The 22,249-nt window shown below is 65.4% G+C and carries 18 protein-coding genes; 9 read left to right on the forward strand and 9 right to left on the reverse strand.

What is annotated here, in order from left to right:
• Nucleotides 1–237: 237 nt before the first annotated feature.
• From BST13_RS20535 to BST13_RS20545, 3 genes are all read right to left on the reverse strand, one after another.
• Nucleotides 238–2,469 carry a serine hydrolase gene (locus BST13_RS20535; protein ID WP_083165868.1) on the reverse strand — a complete coding sequence of 744 codons (2,232 nt, stop codon included), beginning with the start codon at nt 2,467–2,469 and terminating at the stop codon, nt 238–240.
• Entirely contained in the window at nt 2,466–3,110 is a 645-nt protein-coding gene (locus BST13_RS20540) for an LGFP repeat-containing protein (protein ID WP_142282817.1), read from the reverse strand. The genes BST13_RS20535 and BST13_RS20540 overlap by 4 nt, the downstream gene beginning before the upstream one ends.
• Before the next feature lie 864 nt (nt 3,111–3,974).
• Nucleotides 3,975–4,391 carry a hypothetical protein gene (locus tag BST13_RS20545; protein ID WP_083165963.1) on the reverse strand — a complete coding sequence of 139 codons (417 nt, stop codon included), beginning with the start codon at nt 4,389–4,391 and terminating at the stop codon, nt 3,975–3,977.
• Nucleotides 4,392–4,575: 184 nt separating this feature from the next.
• Here BST13_RS20545 and BST13_RS20550 point away from each other — a divergent pair, with 184 nt between their 5' ends.
• Nucleotides 4,576–5,370: a DNA polymerase beta superfamily protein gene (locus BST13_RS20550; protein WP_083165870.1), complete on the forward strand. Its 795-nt coding sequence runs from the start codon at nt 4,576–4,578 to the stop codon at nt 5,368–5,370.
• A 49-nt stretch (nt 5,371–5,419) separates the two neighbouring features.
• Here BST13_RS20550 and BST13_RS20555 read toward each other — a convergent pair whose 3' ends face one another.
• The gene (locus BST13_RS20555) at nt 5,420–5,650 is read right to left on the reverse strand and encodes a hypothetical protein (protein ID WP_083165871.1); all 231 of its coding nucleotides are present in this window, start codon (nt 5,648–5,650) and stop codon (nt 5,420–5,422) included.
• 462 nt (nt 5,651–6,112) lie between these two features.
• On the opposite strand from BST13_RS20555, the gene helR reads away from it, so the two are divergent.
• Complete coding sequence (helR, locus tag BST13_RS20560; RefSeq protein ID WP_083165872.1) at nt 6,113–8,335, forward strand: RNA polymerase recycling motor ATPase HelR; 2,223 nt, start codon at nt 6,113–6,115, stop codon at nt 8,333–8,335.
• On the opposite strand, the gene BST13_RS20565 is transcribed toward helR, so the two are convergent.
• Complete coding sequence (locus BST13_RS20565) at nt 8,332–9,714, reverse strand: NtaA/DmoA family FMN-dependent monooxygenase (RefSeq protein WP_083165873.1); 1,383 nt, start codon at nt 9,712–9,714, stop codon at nt 8,332–8,334. The two genes, helR and BST13_RS20565, sit on opposite strands and share 4 nt — an antisense overlap.
• Nucleotides 9,715–9,734: 20 nt before the next feature.
• Complete coding sequence (locus BST13_RS20570) at nt 9,735–10,892, reverse strand: LLM class flavin-dependent oxidoreductase (protein ID WP_083165874.1); 1,158 nt, start codon at nt 10,890–10,892, stop codon at nt 9,735–9,737.
• Nucleotides 10,893–11,176: 284 nt separating this feature from the next.
• On the opposite strand from BST13_RS20570, the gene BST13_RS20575 reads away from it, so the two are divergent.
• The gene (locus tag BST13_RS20575) at nt 11,177–12,724 is read left to right on the forward strand and encodes an HAL/PAL/TAL family ammonia-lyase (protein WP_029367541.1); all 1,548 of its coding nucleotides are present in this window, start codon (nt 11,177–11,179) and stop codon (nt 12,722–12,724) included.
• Between the two features lie 24 nt (nt 12,725–12,748).
• Here BST13_RS20575 and BST13_RS20580 read toward each other — a convergent pair whose 3' ends face one another.
• Nucleotides 12,749–13,684: a LysR family transcriptional regulator gene (locus BST13_RS20580; RefSeq protein ID WP_083165875.1), complete on the reverse strand. Its 936-nt coding sequence runs from the start codon at nt 13,682–13,684 to the stop codon at nt 12,749–12,751.
• A gap of 24 nt (nt 13,685–13,708) precedes the next feature.
• Here BST13_RS20580 and BST13_RS20585 point away from each other — a divergent pair, with 24 nt between their 5' ends.
• Genes BST13_RS20585 through BST13_RS20595 form a run of 3 tightly spaced genes read left to right on the forward strand, consistent with a single transcriptional unit; the run spans nt 13,709 to nt 17,337 of the window.
• A complete protein-coding gene (locus BST13_RS20585) occupies nt 13,709–14,620 on the forward strand; it encodes a HalD/BesD family halogenase (protein ID WP_211296136.1) in 912 nt (303 codons plus the stop codon).
• A gap of 40 nt (nt 14,621–14,660) precedes the next feature.
• Entirely contained in the window at nt 14,661–16,025 is a 1,365-nt protein-coding gene (locus BST13_RS20590; protein ID WP_211296137.1) for an MFS transporter, read from the forward strand.
• Between the two features lie 40 nt (nt 16,026–16,065).
• The gene (locus BST13_RS20595; protein ID WP_083165877.1) at nt 16,066–17,337 is read left to right on the forward strand and encodes a Glu/Leu/Phe/Val family dehydrogenase; all 1,272 of its coding nucleotides are present in this window, start codon (nt 16,066–16,068) and stop codon (nt 17,335–17,337) included.
• Nucleotides 17,338–17,381: 44 nt separating this feature from the next.
• Here the strand turns inward: BST13_RS20595 and BST13_RS20600 are convergent, their stop codons facing one another.
• Together BST13_RS20600 and BST13_RS20605 are read right to left on the reverse strand one after the other, a co-directional pair.
• Entirely contained in the window at nt 17,382–18,035 is a 654-nt protein-coding gene (locus BST13_RS20600; RefSeq protein WP_083165878.1) for a nucleotidyltransferase domain-containing protein, read from the reverse strand.
• A gap of 26 nt (nt 18,036–18,061) precedes the next feature.
• Nucleotides 18,062–19,090 carry a putative nucleotidyltransferase substrate binding domain-containing protein gene (locus BST13_RS20605; protein ID WP_245839752.1) on the reverse strand — a complete coding sequence of 343 codons (1,029 nt, stop codon included), beginning with the start codon at nt 19,088–19,090 and terminating at the stop codon, nt 18,062–18,064.
• Between the two features lie 169 nt (nt 19,091–19,259).
• Here BST13_RS20605 and BST13_RS20610 point away from each other — a divergent pair, with 169 nt between their 5' ends.
• Genes BST13_RS20610 through BST13_RS20620 form a run of 3 tightly spaced genes read left to right on the forward strand, consistent with a single transcriptional unit; the run spans nt 19,260 to nt 22,248 of the window.
• On the forward strand, nt 19,260–20,801 hold the full coding sequence (locus tag BST13_RS20610; protein ID WP_083165879.1) for an amino acid permease: 1,542 nt from the start codon (nt 19,260–19,262) through the stop codon (nt 20,799–20,801).
• A gap of 2 nt (nt 20,802–20,803) precedes the next feature.
• Complete coding sequence (locus BST13_RS20615) at nt 20,804–21,631, forward strand: urea amidolyase associated protein UAAP1 (protein ID WP_083165880.1); 828 nt, start codon at nt 20,804–20,806, stop codon at nt 21,629–21,631.
• The gene (locus tag BST13_RS20620; protein ID WP_083165881.1) at nt 21,628–22,248 is read left to right on the forward strand and encodes an urea amidolyase associated protein UAAP2; all 621 of its coding nucleotides are present in this window, start codon (nt 21,628–21,630) and stop codon (nt 22,246–22,248) included. Before BST13_RS20615 ends, BST13_RS20620 begins: the two co-directional genes overlap by 4 nt.
• The last annotated feature ends 1 nt before the right edge of the window (nt 22,249 follow it).

Below are 22,249 nucleotides of genomic sequence, written 5' to 3' on the forward strand. Positions count from 1 at the left end.
CGGTGGGGAGCGGCGAAATAGCAGGTGAGAGGGTGTACTCGCATGTCGTTTTGGGGTTCGAATCCCCTTAGCTCCACGTTTGAGAAACCCGCTCTGACCTCGGTCAGGGCGGGTTTCTTCGTTCGCGGGGTGCCCGGCGAGGTCGTTCCGGTGTCGATCCGGCGAGCGTGATCACCGAGATTCACGTCAGGGACAAATGAGACGCATTTCTTGTCCCTCAGTACAGTCTCGGCGTGATCATGCCAGCGGCGTGAGGCCCACTGACGGGAACAGGTCATGGGTGGGCAGCGTGTCCATGACGGCATCGATCAGCTCGTCGTAGTCGGGCTGCATCTCCCGCTGTGGCGCACCGGCATTGAACGTGACCGCCCAGCTGATGCCATCGTCGCGGATGGCCATCAGAGCGTCGGTATTGCTCAAGCCGCCATTGTGTGTGTACTCGACCCGGCCATCCGTGGCGTTACCGGTGAACATGATGTCGGCCGGCCCGTAATTCTTGAGGAGACGGTGCTTGGACGTCTTGGAAAAGCTCGCAAGCACTTTCACCAAGTCGCACGACGGAAATGCCATACCGCCGATGGCATCGCCGACCTCCTCCAGATTGACGTTGCCATAGCCGGATCGCACCAGCGGCTGGTCGGCGCTCATCAGGCTGGCGGGCAGATCCATGTTCCAGTCGTGGCTGAGAACCTCCTGGGGTCGCCGACGCGCAAGAGTCGACCCCGACGGTGTCGGCAGCTTGAGGCCAAGCGGTGCCAAGACACGTGTCTTCAACGCGTCGAACCACATACCGCCGGTGAGCTTCTGGACGAGAGCGCCGAGGAAGAGGTAATTCGTGTTGCGATAGTCGCCTTTCGGCAGATCGAACGGCTGGCACATCATGAACGCGGCGAAGTCCAACTTGCTGCGGGCCGGCAGCGACTTGCCGAATGCAGCGACGACCTCAGGGTCAAAACTGGCGAAGTTTCTGGCCACGGCCGTCTCGTGCTTGATGAGTTCCAGGACCGTGATGTCTTCGAACCCCGTCGTTTTCGTCATTCCCGGCGGTGGATCCAGTGCCAGCAAGTGGTCGATCTTGGAGGTGTCGCCGAATTGTGGTTTGGTCTTCGGGTCCTCCATCAGTTGCCGGATCAAGATCGCTGTCAGCACCTTGCTCTCACTGCCGATCCGGAAGCTCGTCTGCGGCTGGGCAATGGGATAGCCCTGCGCGCTCCATGTGAACGCGCGTGCGTAGATCAGCCGATGGTCTTGAGCCACTGCCAGGTTGGCTGCCCGGATACCGGTCCGCTTGAGGTAGGCGGCCATCGCCTCGTCGAGCACGCTGAGTTCGGGTACCGGAGTGCCTGTGATGACGAGCCGACGCGGTAACGGGTCGATCCGCTTTTTGAAGATGACCGAGAACCGATGGTCGTCCGTGCCGCCCATGTCGATGTGACGCGGCAGGTAGCCGAGCTTGCGGTGGGATTCGACCTTGGCATCCATCTCCGCCTGGGTGAGACCGCTGAACGACGCGCCGGGACCGATGTCGTCGTCCCGGTAGAGCGAGGCCCACTGGTCGTCGGACACCGCCGTGAGTTCGACGCGGCCGCCGTGCGCGAGCTGGATCGGCAATCTGGCCATGTCGTCTTCCGGCGCGAGCGGGTGGGTCTCGTAAACCGACCACGGGATGGTGTCCGCGTCCCTGCGGTACACGCCGGCCGCCCACGACGCACCGTTGTTCTCGAAGAGCGTGAGACTCGTCAGCACCGCCTGGTTGCGTTGGGCGATCTTGTTCATCGCCAGCAGCGATCCGGGATCGGTGGAGGCACCGGCGGTCATCCGCGGAAACCACATCAGGGGCGGCTCTCCTGGACGCGTGGTCGCCGCCCAGACCCGGTCAGTACCGTCGCCCGACGCAGAGATCAATTCGATCGAACGGCCGTGTGAGGCTTCACTGTCCAGAAACTTCGCCAGCCCGGCCTCGTCGACGTCGTGGATCTGCTGTTGGTCGGTGTCATTGCTCTTGAGCCAGACAGCCGCGTACACGGCCTTGTTGGACAGTCGTTGCACTGCCAACGACACCATTCGATGGTCCTTGCTCAAGGCGGCGATCTTGTTCTTGTGGAACGTGGCGTCCCGGTTCCAATAGGCTTCCCACGTCACCGATGACTGGTCGACGGCACCGGCGGTGGACGTCCACTTGATGTCGCCGTGCTGGAAGTGGCTGATTCGTCCATCCGTCCCGGCCTGTCCCTCGTCGGTGCGGGGGTATCCGAGCCAGCTCTCCTCCCAACCCAGTGAGGCCCACTTGGCGTGGATGGCGCCGTGCACTTCGTGGGCCCCTGTGCTGGGGTGCCAGTAGATCGAGCCCTGATCGTAGTGACGGAATCGGCCGGTTTGGTCTGGGCACAAGGTTTCTGGCCCTTTCGGGGCACCGAGGTCGAGACCCGCTGCTTTCAGGGCCGCGAATTTGTCGTCGATGGCCGTCATGGCACGATCACCGCCCCGGTCGCCTTGGTCCAACGGATGAGTCCGTGCTCGAACCTGGTGAAGCGGCTCCCATCGGCGGCCGGTGTCTCATCGGTGAGCACACCGCCGAGCGACGCGCCCTGCGGAGACTGCCACGCTGCCAGGATCGGGCCGTGGACGGCGAAAGCTCGCCAGTCATGCCCTGGCCAATCGATGACCCCATGCTCGAACGTGCTGCGACGCGTCGGCGGGGTCGATGCGTGCTCGTCGGAGATCGGGTATCCGACCGCCGATCGGACGCCGCCGATCCTGACCCACTTGTTGTAGATCGCCCCCTGAACGGCAAACGCGCCCAGGTCTTTTCGCCAGACGATGGCCGCCCCGTCGAAGTAGGAGATGCGCCCGGCCCCGTCGCGGGTCATCAACTCGTCGGATGTGGGGAACCATGGATCTTTCGGGCTCTCGACGGTGCGAAGGTGATCGAGAATGGCGCCGTGCACCTCGAATGCCTCTTTCGGGTCGGCGGTCGGGTCGAGGCGAATCTCTCCGAAGGCGTACCTGCGCCGACGGCCGCGGCCGAAGTCTTCTCCCGGGCTTTTCGGCGGTCCGAGGAAACCGTGGTCGCCGCCGAGCATCGCATATTTGTCGTCGATTAACCCCACAGGCGCGCACCTTAGTGCAGTAGTCTTGTCTTCACCAGATGCTTCGACTGTGAATCACTGGCGCGCTTGGTAATTCGCCTATCTGGTGGTGTGTTGCGTCCCGCACGAGGGGGTGGGTCTGGGCTGACGATTCCGACGTAGGTGTCTCTTCGCTCACGTTGCCGCCCCCGGCGACGCGGCGCCGAATTCTCATTCAGGCTCGCTGCTCAAGCCTTGTCTCTCAGTTGTTTTCAACACTGCATCGCAGATCGCTCCATCGTGGCCGATCGTGTGCTGCAGGGGCCCGCCTTGAATGCGCTCTTGTGTCGATGAGTTCCGTTGTGGTGCAGGTGGTCACGATGCACAGGCTTCGTGATCGATCTTCATAACCTATCGATAACCTATACATAGGTTGGGTCGATAACGTCGAATGCGGGATGAGTGGAAAGCCATGGCGGCCTTCCATGCCCAGCAATGACTTCGGTCCGTGTCGGGGAGGCCGGAGCCGTGGTTTCGATTCGCGTTTCACAGGGGTGCTCATGAAGAGTCTGAAGAGAGTTGCAGTCGGTGCGGCCATCGCGGGGGCTCTCGGCGTATCCGCGCTCGGCCTTGGCTCTGCCACGGCAAACGCGGCACCGCTTACGCCAGGCGTGCAGTGGTCGCAGGGTCCGTGGCATCACGGAGGTTGGGGAGGTGGTCCCGGCTGGGGAGACGGACCCGGCTGGGGCCCACCACCGCCTCCTCCATACGTGGGCTACGGCGGTTGGGCTCCGCCATGCGTGTCCGGGCCGCTGGGCTTCGTGCAGGTCTGCGCTTAGCGGTACCGACGGGGACACCGACTACCACCCCGCCAGGCCTGACGGGGTGGTAGCCGCATCCGGTGTCTTACAGCCGAATGAATGCGCTCGTCTGGGCGTCCCACACGCCCCAGGCACCGATATCAGGATCCCAAACCACCGGGAGACCGGTAGCCCAGTCCGGAAGCGGCGGAGCCGGAGGGGTACCCATCGGTGGGATCGCCGGCACCGTGACCCACGGCGGCACCGAGGCGAACGGAATGCGGTCCTGCGGCATCGGTCCGCCGTGCCCAGGAGGTGGCAGGTAACCGTGTCCCGGCGGCAGGGGATTGCCCGGCACGCCGGCGTTTACGCCGGGACCGGGAATGTCGGGAGCCGGGACCGGTGGCGTCGGCGGCATCGGGACATGCGGATCGGCATGGGCCAGGCCCGCGCCGATGCCCAATCCAGCCATACCGAGCATGCTTGTGGTGACTGCACGCGCTGCGATTTTCTTCAAGGTCATGCGGTTGAACTCCTTGCGTGTGCTTCTGATGACGGGATCGCCGGGCTGTGTGGCACAGCGGCGACCCATGACCCCCACGCACGCCGCATACCCGAACATCGGCCTGCCAAACACACACCAGGTGAGAGCGTGGCCCGCAATAACCGGTGGGAGACGACTCCGCGCGGTCATTACGCTCAACTACATGGATGGGCCTTACATCAACCCGCACAACACGCCGTGGCACCGTGACATCGCCGAGCGCAACACGGTGCTGCGGACGCAGGTCGGTTCAGGGCTGCACGGTGTGACCGTCGACGGCACGGACGACCGTGACGAGATGGGGATCTGCATCGAGCCGCCGGACTGTGTGATCGGGCTCGCCCGGTTCGAGCAGTATCAGTACCGGACACAGCCGGAAGGCGCACGTTCAGGGGCGGGCGACCTGGACCTGACGATTTACAGCCTGCGCAAGTGGGCTCGGCTGGCTGCCGGAGGCAATCCGACCGTCTTGTTGTTGCTGTTCGTGCCGCCGCAGGAGATCGTCGAGATTGACTGGCCGGGAAGGGAATTGCAGGCCAATCCGCAGCTGTTCCTGTCGCGCGACGCCGGTCGCCGGTTCGTCGGCTATCTCGACGCCCAGCGCGACCGGATGCTCGGCCTGCGCTCACAGCGCACCAATCGCCCGGAGCTGGTCGACGTGTACGGGTACGACACCAAATTTGCCTATCACGCGATACGGCTCGGCTTGCAGGGCGTCGAACTGCTCAGCACCTGTCAGATCACGCTGCCGATGCCCGAGCCATCCCGGACTTGGCTGCGTGATCTACGGATCGGCAAGGTCGACAAACCGACGGTCATCGACACCATCGAGGATCTGCGCGAGCAGCTCGTCGCGCTCACCGATACGGCTGACCTTCCCGAGCGACCGGATTACACCAAGCTGAACGACTGGCTGGTCGATGTCTACACGCGGTGGTGGAACCCCTTGCGGTTATAGCGATTCCGGGCTGGGCGGCCTTGATGCGCGGTCAGGCGAGTGCCGTGGCTCAGTGGTGGAAGAGCAGGACGCCGTACGCCCCGCCGAAGGGCTGCTGCAGTTGAGCGGCTTCTTGGGCGGCGTCGCCCGGCGTGGCGGTGATCTCGGTGTTGCCCGGATTCTGATCGATCGACGCGCCGGTCGGCAGGGTGCTGGCAGAGGCGATGGGCGCGGCGGCGATGGCGACGGCGGCCACACCCATGGCGACCAGCGGAACGATGCGAGCAGTGGTGACGTGCATGGTCTTCTCTCAATCTCTGCTGTTGTTCTGATGCCGAACTCGGCACCTATCAGAGTCGTCTCGAGGGGCCCCGATGTCGTCAGCGCTGGCACCCAATCCGGTCTTCCAGCTAGCCGGAAGAGCTGCAGGCGGGCTGACTTAGGCAGGGGCATAGCTGTGCTGATCTGAAAAGTGTTGTGCGGCAGCAACAATCTCTGTCGGTGAGAAAAGAGGCCGCCTGGGCGGCGCGTGGCAGCCGACCCTGGGATGGCCGTAGAATGGTCGGGCCGACCGAGCGGTGCGGCGGCGATTACGTCAGAGATACGGAGCGACCAATGTCCGCGCCTTTCCCTTCTCACTCTACAGCGCACGGGGGGCTTGTGGCAAGGCCGGGGGTATGGCGCAAAATCGCTGGCTTGAAACAGAACTCGGCGGGAATGCGGCACTGCTGTGTCGCGATATGTGAGAGCGAAAAGCGAGAGTATGTCTGAGTACGAAGACGAACTGCGGTCCGAGCGGGAGTACGTCGCCGGGTTGTATGCACGCCTCGACAGCGAGCGGGCTGAGGCCAACCGTCGCTACAAGGCGGCTTTGAGCAGCCCTGTCGACCCCCAGAACGGCAGCACGCTGGTCGAACGCGACGCCGAGGTGCGCGCGATGGCCAGGGAGATGCAGCGGTTGGATGTCGCTGACTACGGTCTGTGCTTCGGTCGGCTGGAGACCCTGGATGGCGAACACCTGTACATCGGCCGCTTGGGCCTGTTGGACAGTGACAACGACTACGAACCGTTGCTGCTCGACTGGCGTGCGCCGCTGGCTCGGGCGTTCTATGTGGCGACCGCGGCCAGCCCGGAGGGGATGCGGCGACGTCGCCAGTTCCACACCCGCGGCCGACGGGTGATCGACTTCACCGACGAGACCCTGGGCCGCCCCACCGGCGCGGAACTCGGTGAGGAACTCGACGGCCCAGGTGATGCCGCCCTGCTGGCCGCGGTCAACGCCCCGCGCGGTGAGGGCATGCGCGACATCGTCGCGACGATCCAGGCCGAGCAGGATGAGATCATCCGGTTCGAGCACTCAGGGGTGCTCGTCATCGAGGGTGGCCCGGGCACGGGTAAGACGGTGGTGGCCCTGCACCGGGTCGCCTACCTGCTGTACACGCAACGCAAGCAGATGGAACGCCACGGTGTGCTCGTGGTGGGTCCGAGCTCGGAATTCCTCAATCACATCGGGCGCGTGCTGCCGTCGCTGGGGGAGTCGCAGGCGGTGTTCATGACCACCGGTGATTTCGTCCCCGGCCTCAGCGTGAGTGCCGAGGACACCGAAGACGCCGCGCGGTTCAAGGGCTCGTTGAAGATGCTCGATGTCCTGGCGGCTGCCGTGGCGGATCGCCAGGAGCTGCCGGAGGACCCGATTCCCATCGACCTCTCGGACGTCACGGTCCGGATCGACGCCGCGACCGCGGAGTGGGCCAGGGAAGAGGCGCGCAAGACCGGCCTGCCGCACAACGAGGCCCGCGCCGAGTTCATCGACGTCGTCACCTATGTGCTCACCGAACGTGCCGTCGCCCGCATCGGGAAGGGCTGGTTGACGCGCGACGACAAGCACGCGTGGGCACAGATGCGTGCCGACGTGGTGAACGAACTCGAGGACCACGAGCAGTTCACCGCCGCACTCGACAGTCTGTGGCCCATCCTGACGCCCGAAGATGTTCTGGCGCAGCTATATACATCGCGTGCACGGTTGAGCGCTGCAGGGGCCGACGACGCGCTGTACCGTGCCGATGGCGAAGCCTGGACAGTGTCGGATGTGCCCTTGCTCGATGAACTGGTCGATCTGCTGGGCCGCGACAAGGCTGCCGACGAGGCGGCCGAGCGGCAGCGCAAGGAGGAGGCCGCCTACGCGGCCGGGGTGCTCGATCTCATGGTCGACCGCGAGGATCTGATGGATGACGAGGATCACCTGCTGGCCGCGGACCTCCTCGACGCCGAGCAACTGGCGGAACGGTTCCAAGAGCAGGATGGTCGTGAGCTCGCCGAACGGGCTGCGGCGGACCGGGATTGGACCTATGGGCATGTGGTGGTCGACGAGGCGCAGGAACTGTCCGAGATGGACTGGCGCGTGTTGATGCGTCGTTGCCCGCGGCGATCGTTCACGATCGTCGGCGATCTCGCGCAGCGGCGGTCGCCGGCGGGTGCGACATCGTGGGGGTCGATGCTCGAACCGTATGTGCCCTCAGAAGCCAAGAGCACCAACCGGGCCGGCCGGTGGGTGTACCGGCCTCTGACGGTGAACTACCGCACGCCCGCGGAGATCATGGAGGTCGCCGCCGCGCTGCTGGCCGAGTTTGCCCCCGGTGTCCAACCGCCCGAGTCGGTGCGCGCGTGCGGGGTCAAGCCGTGGGCCCGCAAGGTCGGTGACGATGAATTGGATGCTGCCATCGAGGAATTCGTACAAGAGGAAGCCGGCCGCGAGGGCACCAGTGTGGTCATCGGGCCGCCGGGGATGCCGGGCACCGTACCACCGGCCGCCACCAAGGGGCTGGAGTTCGATGCGGTGCTCGTCGTGGAGCCACAGCAGATCATGGCCGACGGTCCACGCGGTGCGGCCGAACTCTACGTCGCCCTCACCCGTGCCACCCAGCGGCTCGGTGTGCTGCATCGCGAGCCGCTGCCGGCGGCGCTGGCCGGGCTCGACGAACGTTAGCCGGTGACGGCCGTCGGGTGCTGCGCGCCGGACGGGTCGGGGATGCCGAGGCCGAGGTGGTCGCGCAGGATCGTGCCGTCGTAATCGGTGCGGAACACCCCGCGTTCCTGCAGCAGCGGCACCACCTGGTCGACAAACGGATCGAGACCGCCCGGCGTGACGTGTGGCACGAGGATGAAACCGTCACTGGCGTCGGCCTGGACCAGCTGATTGATGGACTCGGCGATGGTGGCGGCCGACCCGATGAAGTTCTGCCTGCCGGTCACCTCGATGATCAGTTCACGGCTGCTCAGTCCTTCGGCCTCGGCCTTGGCTCGCCACTCGTTGGCGGTGGCGATGGGGTCGCGGTGCATTCGGACGCTGGCCCGGCCGCGGGCAATGGTGTTCTCGCCGACGACGGGATCGACAGTCGGCAGTGGGCCGTCGGCGTCGTGGTCGGAGAGATCGCGGTTCCACAGTTGTTCGAGGAACTTGATCGCGGTCTGCGGTGACACCTGAGCCAGCCGCACCTCATGAGCGAGGTCGGCGGCTTCGGCGTCGGTGTCACCCAGCACGAACGTCGCTGCGGGCAGGATGAGCAGTTCGTCGTGGCGGCGGCCATATCTGGCGAGGCGGCCCTTGACGTCGGCGAAAAACCTCTGGCCCTCTTCCAGGGTTCCGTGTCGGGAGAAGATGGCATCGGCTGCAGCTGCCGCGAACTCGCGGCCACGGTCGGAGTCGCCGGCCTGGAAGATGACGGGCCTACCCTGTGGGCTGCGAGGCACGTTGAACCGGCCGCTGATGTCGAAATGACGGTCGTGGTAAGAGAATTCACCGGCGGCCGGATCGGACAGGAACACCCCGTTCGCCTTGTCTGCGACGATCTCGCCACCGCGCCATGAGTCGAACAGCGTGTGCGCAGCCTGCAGGAAGCTCTCGGCTCGCTCATAGCGCTGATCTTCGGGCAGGAAGCCGCCACGGCGGAAGTTCTCTCCGGTGAAGGCATCCCATGACGTCACCACGTTCCATGCCGCGCGTCCGTCGGAAAGCTGGTCCAGTGACGCGAATTGCCGTGCCACCTCGTATGGTTCGTTGAACGTCGAGTTGATGGTTCCGGTCAGGCCCAGTCGGTCGGTGACGGCCGCGAGGGCTGCCAGCACCGTGAACGTGTCCGGACGGCCGACGACGTCGAGATCGTAGATCTGGCCGCCCTGCTCGCGCAGCCGCAGTCCCTCGGCGAGAAACAGGAAGTCGAACTTGCCCCGCTCGGCGGTCTGGGCGAAGTGCACGAACGAATCGAATTCGATGTGGCTTCCTGATGCGGGATCGCTCCACACCGTGGTGTTGTTCACGCCCGGGAAGTGTGCGGCGAGATGAATCTGCTTGATGGGCTTGCTCATACGGGGTCCTTGTCCAGAGTTCACACGGTCGCATACCGATTGATGGGGCGCTGCAGGCCGAGCAGGCCGCGTAGCGTGGCAGTCTCATAGCGATCGCGGAACAACCCGCGCCGCTGCAGCTCGGGAACCAGCGCGTGGGTGATCTGTTGCAGATCGTGCGGCACGGTGGCCGGACGAAGGCGGAAACCGGCCGCTCCCGCGGCGTGCCAGTCCTGTACCAGATCTGCCAGTTCTGTTGCAGTTCCGGTGAAGATCTCTGCATCGCTGAGGTATTCACCGCCGGCCAGATCATCGAGCCGAGCCCGTCGCGACCGCGCGGCGTCGGCGGTGTCGTCGAGGAACACCACCAAGTCGGCGAACACCCGTACTGGCGCGGCGTCGCGTGCCCGTCGTGCTGCGATACCCGCGACCAGTTCGGTGACCTCGGCGGCACTGTGCGGGGTGACGAACCCGACGTCGGTGCTCGACGCGATCAGCGCATAGGCAGGGTCGACGTGGCCGAGCGCCGCAACGATCGGCTGGCCTTGCGGCGGACGGGGTGTGATCGACGGGCCTTTCACGGAGAAGTGAGCGCCGGCGAAGTCGATGTAGTGCAGCTTGTTCCGGTCGATGAACCGTCCGGTCGCTGCATCGCGAATTTCGGCGTCGTCTTCCCAGCTGTCCCACAGCCTGCGCAGCACCTCGACGTAATCACCGGCCTCGCTGAACAGTTCGTCGACGAGTCCGGCTGATCTCGCAGGCAGCTGGCGCCGCCCGAAGTGTGCGGCGATGTCGCGGCGTGGGGACACCTGAACCCGCACGCCCGCCCTGCCGGAACTCACGTAATCGAGGGTGGCGATGGCCTTCGACGCGTGGAACGGTTCGGTGTGCGTGGTGATGACGGTGGGCACCAGCCCGATGTGCTTGGTGCGCGGTGCGACCCGGGCCGCGATCAACACCGCGTCGAGCCGGCCCCGAACCCGGTCGGTGCGATCATCGGGACGGCCCGGATGGTCGGACTGCAGCCCGAGCGAGTCCTCGATGGTGACGAAATCCAGCAAGGCCGCCTCGGCTTCGGTCACCAGGTCGGTCCAGTATTGCGCCGTGAGCAGGTCGGTAGGGCGGGCGTCGGGCTCGCGCCACGACGCCGGGTGCCACCCGGTGCCGTCGAGCGCGACGGCGATGTGGGGTGCGGCCACGGAAGGTCCTCACTTTCGGTCGCGGTCTCTGGCAGCAACGCGGCCGGGTAGATCGATCATCCCCGCCCTCGGCCCTCGCGAGTGTCCAACCAGCCGTGACCTGGCCTCCAGAGATCGGCGCACGGTGATGCGAAGTCCTCGATCAGCCTGCCAGGTTCACATGCGACGCGCCGGCGCGCTGGGCTGTCGAACGCACGCTTATAGGGTCCATTAGGAATGCTTATTAAAAGGGGAGGTTCCAGCGCATAACGTAATGACTCCTGTAGTTTTCCGAAGGAGTTCAGATGACACAGCGCGCCAAGGACATCGAGGTCGTGAGCCTCGGTGACGGCGACATCACCATCGAAGAGTTCGTCGCAGTGGCTCGCCATCGCGCCAGAGTCGAGTTCGCGCCGGCGTACGTAGGCCGGGTCCGGCGCTCGCGCAAGTTGATTGAGCGCTTTCTTGCCGAGAACCGACTGATCTATGGGGTGACCACCGGATTCGGTGACAACGTCTCCAAGGTCATCTCGCCGCAGGATGCTGAGGCTTTGCAGCGAAACATCGTGCTGTCGCATGCTGTCTCGGTGGGCGAGCCGCTCCGCGCAGAAGTGGTCCGGGCCATCCAGCTGATGGAGCTCGTGGGCCTCGGCCAGGGCTACTCGGGTACCAGCCTGGAGGTACTGACGCTGATCCGCGACCTACTCAACAACGACGTCACTCCCTATGTCCCAGGGGAGGGCTCGGTCGGCTACCTCAGCCCCGAGGCGCACATGGCGCTCGTGCTGATCGGTGAGGGACGCGCGTGGGTCGGTGACGAATTGCTCAGCGGTGCAGCTGCTTTGAGCCGGGCCGGATTGGAGCCGGTCACTCTTGGTTGCAAGGAGGGACTGACGCTGACCAATGGCACGCATTCCGTGAACGGAATCGCGGCCCTCGCGATCTACGACGCGATCGAAGCGGCGAAGGTCGCCGACGTGGCGGCGGCGATGAGTCTGGAAGCGCTGCGGGGCACCATCAACGCATTCGACCCGAGGCTGCACACCATGAAGCGCCATCCCGAGCAGTCGGCTGTCGCGTCGAATGTGCGCCGGATCTTGGCCGGCAGCGAGATCATCGAGAAGTTCCGCGACTACCGCGTGCAGGACACCTACAACCTTCGGGCCATTCCGCAGATGCACGGCGGAGCCAAACGCGCGCTGAAGGACGCGTCGAAGGTCATCGAGGATGAGCTGCGTTCAGTCGGTGACAACCCCGTCATCTTCCCCGAGGGGGACGACGGCACGGCGTTGATGGGCGCCAACTTCGACAGCACTTTCGTCGGCATCCAAGCCGATCTCATGGTCAACGCGATGACCGTGCTCGCCAAGATCTCTGAGCGGCGCACCGACCGGATGGTCAACAGCGCCTTCAGCGAACTGCCGCCGTTCCTTTCACCTGAACCCGGCCTGCACAACGGGTACATGATCCCGCAGTACACCGCGGCAGCGTTGTACATGGAGATGAAGGCAGCGTGCGTACCGGCGTCGGCGGACTCGGTGCCGACGTGTGCCAATCAGGAGGATCCGGTCAGCAACGCCTACCTCGCGGTGACCAAGGCCTACGAATTGACCGGCAAATTACGGTACGTGCTGGCGATTGAGCTGATGTGCTCAGCGCAGGCCCATGACCTTCTCGACGCCGGCCGCGCATCCGAAGCGTCGGACGCCGTCTATCGGGCGGTCCGCGCTGTAGTCCCGACGGTGGCCGACGACCGATTCTTCGGCGACGACATCGAGCGGCTGCAGCGGCTCGTGTTCGATGGCGGCGTCACGCGAACTGTGGAGAGCGTGGTCGGCAGTCTGGAGTTCTGACGCGTCCACGTAGTCCCTTGGCTCTCAGCCGGCGGGGTGCATGGCTGCCGCTTCTTCGCGTGCGACGGTGTGCGCGAGATCGATGAACGCGTGGGCTGCCGGAATCTGGTAGCGATCCCGGTGCCACGCGATTCCGATGATCCGTCGGCTCACGCCTGCAATGTGGAGCACCCTGATCCCGTGTCGATAAGGATCGACCGACAACCAGGGCAGCACGGCGGCGCCGACCCCCTCGGCGGCGAGACCCAGGATCGTGCCATTGTCGTTGGAGCGGAACACGATCTGATCCCGCAGGGCCGGGTGGCCGAGGCGGTTCTCGATGAGATGGGCCTCGCGCAGGTGCGCGTAGGTGATGAGCGGGATCCCCGCCAGCGCTTTCAACGAGATAACCGATTGTCCTTCTCCCAGTGGGGAATCGGTTCGAACCACCACGACATAGGGGTCTTCGAGCAGTTCCTCCGAATCGAATGGACCCTCTGGTAACGGTGCGACGGTGAAGGTGAGGTCCAACTCGGCGTGTTCGAGCTGGGCCAACAGTGCGCCATCGTCCTCCATTTCGACGAGCTGAATGTCCACATCGGGATATCTGCCGGTGAATTCGCGAAGTACGCGCGGCAGGATCCGAACTCCGACGCTCTGGAAACAGCCGATGCGCAGCGTGCCCGTCGTGCCGTTCTCCAGCGCGTCGAGATCGGCCGCCGCGCTGGTCAGCCGCGCGACGACGGCCTCTGCGTGACGCAGCAGCATCTGTCCGGCGGGCGTGAGGGAAACCGGGCGCGGACCGCCGGGACGTTCCACCAGTTGGTGGCCGATCGACCGTTCTAGTCGGCTGATCTGTTGGCTCACTGCGGATTGCGTGTATCCGAGGCGTTCGGCCGCGCGACTGAACGATTCTTCCTTGCTGACTGCGATCAGCGCAGTGAGATAGCGCAGCTCGATCGTGCTGATGTCCCGGCTCATTCACTCAATCTAGAACATTCACTAATGGATATCAGTGTGAAGATGAATTGTCTTAATGTAACTGGCCTGACACTGTCGTCGTTGTTGAGGCCTGCACCACATACATATTCCAAGGAGGACACCATGTCTCAAGCAACGGCACGCACGTACGCCGACATCGTCGATCTGGATCGCTACCCGATCGATGAACTCGAGAGCGACCGTGGTCGTGCGTTCGTGGCAGCATGTCGTGAGCAACTGCGGCGCGACGGTGTATGCAACCTGCCCGGTTTCGTGACGCCGGTGGCCATCGCCGAGATGATCCGCCTGGCAACCAAACTCGTATCGGCCGCGCATCGAACGGACGACACGCACACCATCTACTTCGAACCGGCCGACGCAACCGTCGCCGCTGCCCACCCGCGTGCGGCGCAGCAACGGTCGGCCAAGCAGACCATCGCGTGCGATCAGATCCCGGCCGATGCGCCGATCCGCCGGCTGTACGACTCCGACGACCTCACCCGTTTCATCGCCGCGGTGCTGGGCAAGGCCGAACTCCACCGCAGCGCCGATCTCCTCGATGCGGTCATGATCGCGCTGTTCGAGGACGGCGACGAGCTCGGTTGGCACTTCGACCGCAGCGAATTTGCGGTCACCGTGATGTATCAGGAAGCCGAGAGGGGCGGCGACTTCGAGTATTACCCCGGCCTGCGGTCGGAAGCAGACCCCAACTACGCAACGATAGAGAAGGTCTTGCACGGCGACGGCGAGGGCGCGGTGCGGTTGCCGAGCGGCCCGGGCTCGCTCGCGATCTTCCATGGGCGCCACGCGCTGCACCGTGTCAGCCCGGTTGAGGGCGCCCGGCCGCGCATCAATTCCGTGCTCACCTACAGCGAGAAGCCCGACATGCGGCTCAACGCCCTCACCCGAGGGCTTTTCTACGGTCGGACGCAGTAGTCACCCCTGGTCGCCCGTTACACACTCACTGGGAGCACCGATGTCCAATAACCTCAATCCAGCGACGCCGACCCCGTCGCCACAGCTGATGACGACACCTGACAACGCGGACGATGCACCGCTCAACCGATTCCACGTGAAGATCACCGCACTCACGTTCGGTGCGAACTTCTCCGACGGCTACGCCCTGGGCGGTATCGGGATCGCATTGGCGTTCATCGCGCCACAGATGAACCTCGGCCCGGTATGGCAGGGCATACTCGGCGCCTCGATGTTGCTGGGCATCTTCGCGGGCAGCATGGTCCTCGGCTGGCTGGGCGACGTGTTCGGCCGCCGCCGGGTGTACATGCTCGACTTCATCCTGATCGCGGTGGCATCGGCCGCGCAGTTCTTCGTCGAGGGCCCCACCGAGCTCCTCATCCTCCGACTGTTGATCGGATTCGGGATAGGCGCCGACTATGCCCTCGGACCGACACTGGTCGCCGAATTCGTGCCGCGGCGGTTCCGCGGCGCGCTACTGGCATCCCTGACCGTGATGTGGACTGTCGGCTATGTGGTCGCCTACTTCGTCGGTACCTGGCTCGCCGAACTGTCGCCGCATGCGTGGCGGTGGCTGCTGGCCAGCGGCACCATCCCGGCTCTGCTCGTCCTGGTCCTGCGTATCGGCACGCCCGAGTCGCCCCGCTGGCTCATCAGCAAGGGCCGCCTCGACGAGGCCAGAGCGATTGCGGCGCGCTACCTCGGCGGCCACCTCGACGTCGACCGTATCGCCGGGGAGCGCCCCACGACGCCGTATCGCTATCGCGACTTCTTCGGCCCGAAGTACAGACGCCGCACCGCCTTTGGCATCTTGTTCTTCAACTGCCAAGTAATTCCGTACTTCGCGATCTACACCTTCCTCCCGCTGCTCATGGTGAAGGTGGGTCTGGACGGGCGCGAGTTCTTCGCCGGGGCAGTCTTGAACGTCTTCCTGCTCGTCGGTGGCGTCGCCGGGCTGTGGTGGGTGGCGAAGATGTCCCGTCGCGGTCTGCTGATCTGGTCCTTTCTGGTGATGGCGATTGCGTTGTCCATCGTCGCGATCGGCCCCAACGGCCCGCTGCCACTGGTGCTGGCCGCGTTCGCGGTGTTCACGTTCGTGATGTCCGGAGCGTCGAACCTCGAGCAGGTCTACCCGCCTGAACTGTTCCCGACCGAGCTTCGTGGTTCGGGTGTGGGGCTGCTGAACGCAGCGAGTCGGATCGGGTCAGCAGTCGGCACCTTCGTCCTGCCGATCACCCTTGCGGCGTACGGCCTGACGGCGTCCATGATCGGACTGGTCGTCGTGCTCCTGATCGGCGCCGTGTCGTCGGCCTACATGGCGCCGGAGACAGCCCGTCTCTCGCTTGAAGAGTGCGCGGAAGTGTGAGGGGCCCAAACATGTTCGCCGAACAGCTCAGGAGAGCCGAATGAGCCTCCACCCTGATCCGGTCTGCATCCCGGCCGGGCCACTCGACGACGCACGCGTGCAACTGCGCGAAGCCACCACCATCCTGGGCTACGACGACGGACTGTACGAATTGTTGGCCACGCCGCGCCGGGAGGTCACGGTGAGCATCCCGTTGCGGCGCGACAACGGGACTGTCGAGGTGTTGCTGGGTCACCGTGTGCAGCACAACTTTTCGCGCGGACCGGCCAAGGGAGGATTGCGCTATTCACCGAACGTGACGCTCGACGAAGTGCGCGCTCTCGCGATGTGGATGACCTGGAAATGTGCGCTGCTCGACGTGCCCTACGGAGGTGCCAAGGGCGGCGTGCGCATCGACCCGCGGGATTACAGCGTCGCCGAACTGGAGCGGGTCACGCGGCGCTACACCAGTGAGATCAGCCCGCTCATCGGGCCTCAGCATGACATCCCAGCACCCGACATCGGTACCGATGAGCAGACCATGGCGTGGCTGATGGACACCTACTCGGTGCAGCGGGGCCACACCGTGCTAGGGGTCAGCACCGGCAAGCCAGTGAGTCTGGGCGGTTCGCTCGGCAGGGGGACGGCCACCTCTCGAGGTGTAGTACATATCGCGCTCGCCGCCTTGACATCTCGCAGTGTGGGTATCGAGGGAGCCACCGCTGCGGTGCAGGGATTTGGCAAGGTCGGCCGGTACGTCGCCCGGTTCCTCGCTGATGCCGGGATCCGTGTGATCGCCGTGTCCGACCAATACGGCGCGGTGGGATCCGAAGCAGGCCTGAATATTCCGTCGCTGGAGGAGCACGTCGAGCACACCGGATCGGTGGTCGGTTTCCATCCCGGCGAGCAACTGACTCACGACGAACTGCTGCAGGCCCGGGTCGACCTGTTGGTGCCTGCGGCCGTGGAGGGCGTCATCAATGCGGACAACGCACACCGCATCCGAGCCGCCGTGATCGTCGAGGGCGCCAACGGCCCGACGACCCCGGAGGCCGACCGGGTGCTCGACGACGCAGGCCGGTTGGTCGTGCCGGATATCCTGGCGAATGCCGGCGGGGTGTTGGTGTCCTACTTCGAGTGGGTACAGGCAAACCAGTCTTACTGGTGGGGCGCCGCCGAGGTGGAAACCCGGCTCGCCCATCGAATGCGTAACGCGTGGGAGCAGGTGGTGGCCCACGCCGCCAAGCTCGACCTGCCACTGAGGACGGCGGCGACGTGCCTGGCGGTCGAACGTGTAGCGCATGCCCACCGAGCCCGCGGGCTTTATCCATGACCGTTGCGACCGAGCCTAGGTCGTTGGCTTACTTTGTCGTGCACTCAGGGTGCGTCAGCGAGTTGCCCCAGCCAGACATGATCGGGATAGAGCCGGGTGATCCAACCGGCGAGGCGGTTTCTGGCGGTGTCGGTCAGCTGCGGTGCGGCACGGGCGAAGTCGTCGTGATCCCTGGCGTCGGTGCGGCGCGCCTTGAACAGCAGAGCCACCTCGGGTACGAGATACGGCATACCGTCGCGGTGACCGATCACCTCGTCGTAGGGCAGCGTGATGGACGGGTCGCGGCGGCACACCCACCGGCCGCGGGTGTGCGGCTCGCGGAACACGTCCAGGTGATAGCGGCCGCTGGCGGGATCACGGCACCAGGTCTGATGAAGGTCGGGATGCTCGCCCGCGACGGCGTACGGCCAGAGTCGCCCGGCTCCGGCGACATCCCACTGGAAGCCTGGCAACGCATGGACGATCTCCGGAAAAGCCTGGCGGGGAACGGCGATCTCGATGTCGGCATGGAGCCGCGGTGTACCGCCGAGGTAGAGGTCGATCGCCCAGCCACCGGCCACACACCACGGAGCGCGAACGTGTGCGAGGCGCTCGGTCACCTCGCTCGGCGTCCATGGCGCCCACAGCCGGTCGAGCTCCTCGTCAGAGGGCATCTGGCCGTCGGGTGGAAGTGCATCGTGCGGTGCGGAATTCGTCATGTCGGCTCAGGGTATCGCGCGTTGGGTCACCACGTGGAGAACGCCGACGTCGACGCCAGGTAATCCAGTTTGCGGCGAATTCCGTTGAGTTCTCGGCCGATGCTGCGCAGCGCGGTGCGGTCTTGGGGCGACAGTACTGACAGGTCGACCCGATCTTCGAACTCGCCGCGGTGGTTTCCGGATTGGGCTGCACCCCATCGGGCCGCCCGTACCCGCCAGCGGATGCTGGACCCGATGGCATGGCACTTGTCGAGTTCCCTCGCGTCGAGACTGTCGAGATAGGTGCTGCCTGCCCCGTCCCGCAGACGAGCGCGGGTGCTCAGGACATCTGAGCCGCAACTGAGCGCCGCCCATCGGGAGATGCGCACGATGGGGTCCACCGCCGCGAGCTTGATGTCGACACCGTCGTCGGCGGTGGTGAGGAGTCGCAGCCGCGACGGCACATGCGCGCGGACATAGGTCGCGTCCTGCAACATGGCGGCCAACGCCGCCGGCTGCGCGCGCGCCGCCGTCCCGGCCTGACCACGGAGGTCGGGACCGGCGGTGATCGGTGACGCATCGGCCAGCAGGCCGATCATCACCACTCCGCGGTCGGCGGCGGGGTCCGCGGCCCAGTAGCTGATCGCGTCGGCCCACTCGCGGGCCGTGCGGTTGAACCGCGCCCGCGCGGCGACCGCGCCGTTGTCGTCGCCGCGGAGGCCGCAGGCGCCGAGCAGTTCGTGAACTCGTGCCGCATGGGACAGGGCAGCCTCGGGCATGGTGTCATCCGCCCGGACGAACAACGTTTCGAGGTCCGAGCCGGGTAGCGCGTCGCCGCGTCCGACGCTGCCCGAGGCGTACCAGACACCGCCCTCCGTACCCACCAGCCGTGCCGCAGCGCTCAGAGCTGTTCGGACCAGCGACGACCAGCTGTCTGCCACCCTGGCAGCGCCGGCTCTCGCGGCGATGAATTCGGCGACGGCTTCGTGCGCGTGGCCGGCCCCGCTGAGCAGGTCCTGCTCGCTGGCCGCAGCAGCCATGCGGCGGCGTGCCGGCTCCAGCGGGTCATCGGACATACGGGCGATTCTGACAGGCCCCGGTCTGTGAGTGTTCGGCAACCAAACCCTTACCGACGGCTACACGAACGAAACATCCGGGTGACGCCCCGGACATCGCGGCCCGCTTATCTATCACTTGACAGATATGGACCGGGCGGTAGCGCCCCGCACCCGAGAGACATCGCCTATGACCAGTAGCGCAACAGCGCCAGGACGCGACGTGTCCGACCACACCGGCGACCATCACGACCTGGCCGAATTCGGTTACGACCAGCAGCTGCACCGCAGGCTCGGGCGGTTCGAGTCGTTCGCGGCGGGCTTCTCGTTCGTGTCGATCCTGACGACGATCTTCCAGTTGTTCGGGTTGGGCTTCGGATTCGGCGGCCCGGCGTTCTTCTGGACTTGGCCCGCGGTATTCCTCGGGCAGTTCTTCGTCGCGCTGTGTTTCGCCGAACTGGCGGCGCGCTATCCGATTTCGGGTGCCATCTACCAATGGTCGCGACGCATGGGCGGCGAGGTGATCGGGTGGTTCGGCGGCTGGTTCATGATTCTCGCCCAGATCGTCACCGCCTCGGCCGCCGCCATCGCACTGCAGGTCGTACTGCCCACGATCTCGGCGCGGTTCCAGATCATCGGTGACGACCCGGCTTTGACCTCGCCGAGCGGGGCGGCCAACGCCGTGCTGCTCGGCACGGTTCTGCTGGTGGTCACGACGACCATCAACTGCCTTGGGGTCCAATGGATGTCGCGGGTCAACAGTGCCGGCGTCATATGTGAGATCGTCGGTGTCATCGCCGTCATCGGGGTGTTCTTCACGCACGCCCAGCGTGGCCCGCAGGTGGTCTTCGACACTGGCAGCCCTGGCCAACAGCCCGGTTACATGTGGGCCTGGATCATGTCCGGCCTGATGGCCGCCTATGTGATGGTGGGATTCGGCTCGGCAGGCGAATTGGCCGAGGAGACCCGTAATCCGCGGCGGGTGGCGCCGCGCACCATCCGGTTGGCGTTGTCGGTGTCCGCGCTCGGCGGCGGTCTGATGATCCTGGGTGCGCTGATGGCTGCGCCCAGCCTCACCGACGGGCGGTTGGCCGCCGAAGGTCTGCCCTACGTGCTCAACACCGTGCTGTCCTCTCCGTGGGGGACGGTCCTGCTGGTCGACGTGTGTATCGCGATCACCATCTGCACACTGGCCATTCAGACCGCGGCGTCGCGGCTGATGTTCTCGATGGCGCGCGACAACCGCCTGCCCGGTTCGGCGATCCTGTCCCGGGTCAACGGCCGTACGGGAACCCCAATCTGGCCTTCGGTGCTCATCGGCGTGCTGTGCATCGGCGTGCTGTTGGTCAACGTGGGCAACGCGGCCATCTTCGCGACCTTGGCCAGCGTCTGCATCATTCTGATCTACCTCGCATACCTGATGGTCACCGCCCCGCTGTTGTACCGCAGGCTCAAGGGCTGGCCCGCCGAGCGCAATCAGGTTGACTCCGAGGGCCTTCCGCTGTTCTCGCTGGGCCGATTCGGGGTGGTCGTCAACATCCTCGCAGTGGCCTACGGCGCCCTGATGATCGTCAATCTCGGTTGGCCGCGAGCCGAGATCTTCAACCCGACCGGCGACATGCCGATCCTGCAATGGGCTGGCCCGCTGAGCGTCGCCGTCACCGTGCTGCTCGGCGTGGCCTGCTTCCCCCGCGGCAAGACGCACCCGAAACCCGTCACGATCGGAGCTTGAGCATGACCACTGCGACCACTGCCGGGGCACGCGACCACGCGCGCGCCCAGGCCGGCACCATCACTGACGCCATGCCTGTTGTCCCGGCATCGAATTGGCCGACACCACCGCCGGGGGTGGATCCACAGCGGCTGACCTGGGCCGAGACGGTGCCCGGTGGGCGCTACACCACCAAGGTGCTGGCCCGCGGCACCCGGCTGCGATTGCGTGACCTGGACGGCAGCGCGTGCGCCCATGTGTTGCTGTGGCGTGCCGACGCCCCATGGGAACGGCTCAACGTCGCCGACACCGTGAAAGTGCCGTGGCAGGCCTACCTTTCGGTCGGGCATCCGGTACTCAGTGATCAGGGACGGGTACTGGCCACCGTCGTATCGGATACCTCACACCACCACGATGCGCTATGCGGTACCACCACGCTCACCGGCAATGGCGCGAAATACGGTGCCGGTGAGGCACAGTCGGCAAGCCCCGCCGGCCGCGAGCTCTTGGTGCTCGCCGCGCTGAAGAATGGTCTGACCCGCCGGGACGTCGCACCCAGTGTGTCGTTCTTCCATGGAGTGCGGGTGGAGTCCGACGGCACACTGGTGTCGACCGGGTCTGCCGGCCCGGATACGGCGGTGGAACTGATCACGCATCTTCCGCTGATCGTGGCCATCGCCAACACCGCTCATCCGCTGGACCCGGCACCGGTGTTCGATGTCGGGCCGGTCGAGGTAGTGGCCTGGTCGGCAGTTGACGACCTCACGGCCATCGGGGACGGGCTCAGTGCCCGCGACCCGGAATACCAACGCGCTTACCTGAATTCCGAAGACGTCTGGAGTGCCCGATGACTGTGCTTGTTGCCGAGACCATCGTTGACGAGATCGTTCCGCCGCGAGCGCCGTGGTCGAAGACTGTGCGCGCCGGTGACGTGCTGACCATCGTCGACCTGCATGGCAATCAGGCGGTGGACACCCTGTTCTACGGGGCCGGCGATCACACGGTGCGCTACAGCGCTCCGGTCACTATCGCCATGCAGGGCAACATCTTCCTGACCACCGGATCGGTGCTGCGGGACAGCGACGGTGCGCCGATGCTGACGATCGTCGAGGACGAGGTCGGTAATCACGACACCCTCGGCGGCGCCTGCTCGCAGGAGTCCAACACACTGCGCTACGGGCACCACACCAAGCACCAGCACGCCTGCGTGGAGAACTTCATCGGCGAGGGTGCGCGCTGGGGGCTGACCAAGGCCGACATCGTCAGCAATATCAACTTCTTCATGAATGTGCCGGTGGATCCGGACGGTTCACTGGGCATCGTCGACGGCTTGTCCGCACCGGGCAAGAAACTGTCGCTGCGCGCCGAGATCGACACCCTGGTGCTGGTGTCGAACTGCCCGCAGATCAACAATCCCTGCAACGGATTCGATCCGACCGCTGTGCGGATGGTGGTGACGCGCCCGTGAC

This window comes from Mycobacterium aquaticum (assembly GCF_002086485.1).
Lineage (GTDB): Bacteria > Actinomycetota > Actinomycetes > Mycobacteriales > Mycobacteriaceae > Mycobacterium > Mycobacterium aquaticum.

Bases quoted from the DNA above. Each gene is read 5' to 3' on its own strand.
- BST13_RS20535 (WP_083165868.1), bottom strand. From the start codon at position 2,469: ATGACGGCCATCGACGACAAATTCGCGGCCCTGAAAGCAGCGGGTCTC.
- BST13_RS20545 (WP_083165963.1), bottom strand. From the start codon at position 4,391: ATGACCTTGAAGAAAATCGCAGCGCGTGCAGTCACCACAAGCATGCTC.
- BST13_RS20550 (WP_083165870.1), top strand. From the start codon at position 4,576: ATGGATGGGCCTTACATCAACCCGCACAACACGCCGTGGCACCGTGAC.
- BST13_RS20555 (WP_083165871.1), bottom strand. From the start codon at position 5,650: ATGCACGTCACCACTGCTCGCATCGTTCCGCTGGTCGCCATGGGTGTG.
- helR (WP_083165872.1), top strand. From the start codon at position 6,113: ATGTCTGAGTACGAAGACGAACTGCGGTCCGAGCGGGAGTACGTCGCC.
- BST13_RS20565 (WP_083165873.1), bottom strand. From the start codon at position 9,714: ATGAGCAAGCCCATCAAGCAGATTCATCTCGCCGCACACTTCCCGGGC.
- BST13_RS20575 (WP_029367541.1), top strand. From the start codon at position 11,177: ATGACACAGCGCGCCAAGGACATCGAGGTCGTGAGCCTCGGTGACGGC.
- BST13_RS20580 (WP_083165875.1), bottom strand. From the start codon at position 13,684: ATGAGCCGGGACATCAGCACGATCGAGCTGCGCTATCTCACTGCGCTG.
- BST13_RS20585 (WP_211296136.1), top strand. From the start codon at position 13,709: ATGGATATCAGTGTGAAGATGAATTGTCTTAATGTAACTGGCCTGACA.
- BST13_RS20590 (WP_211296137.1), top strand. From the start codon at position 14,661: ATGTCCAATAACCTCAATCCAGCGACGCCGACCCCGTCGCCACAGCTG.
- BST13_RS20595 (WP_083165877.1), top strand. From the start codon at position 16,066: ATGAGCCTCCACCCTGATCCGGTCTGCATCCCGGCCGGGCCACTCGAC.
- BST13_RS20600 (WP_083165878.1), bottom strand. From the start codon at position 18,035: ATGACGAATTCCGCACCGCACGATGCACTTCCACCCGACGGCCAGATG.
- BST13_RS20605 (WP_245839752.1), bottom strand. From the start codon at position 19,090: ATGTCCGATGACCCGCTGGAGCCGGCACGCCGCCGCATGGCTGCTGCG.
- BST13_RS20610 (WP_083165879.1), top strand. From the start codon at position 19,260: ATGACCAGTAGCGCAACAGCGCCAGGACGCGACGTGTCCGACCACACC.
- BST13_RS20615 (WP_083165880.1), top strand. From the start codon at position 20,804: ATGACCACTGCGACCACTGCCGGGGCACGCGACCACGCGCGCGCCCAG.
- BST13_RS20620 (WP_083165881.1), top strand. From the start codon at position 21,628: ATGACTGTGCTTGTTGCCGAGACCATCGTTGACGAGATCGTTCCGCCG.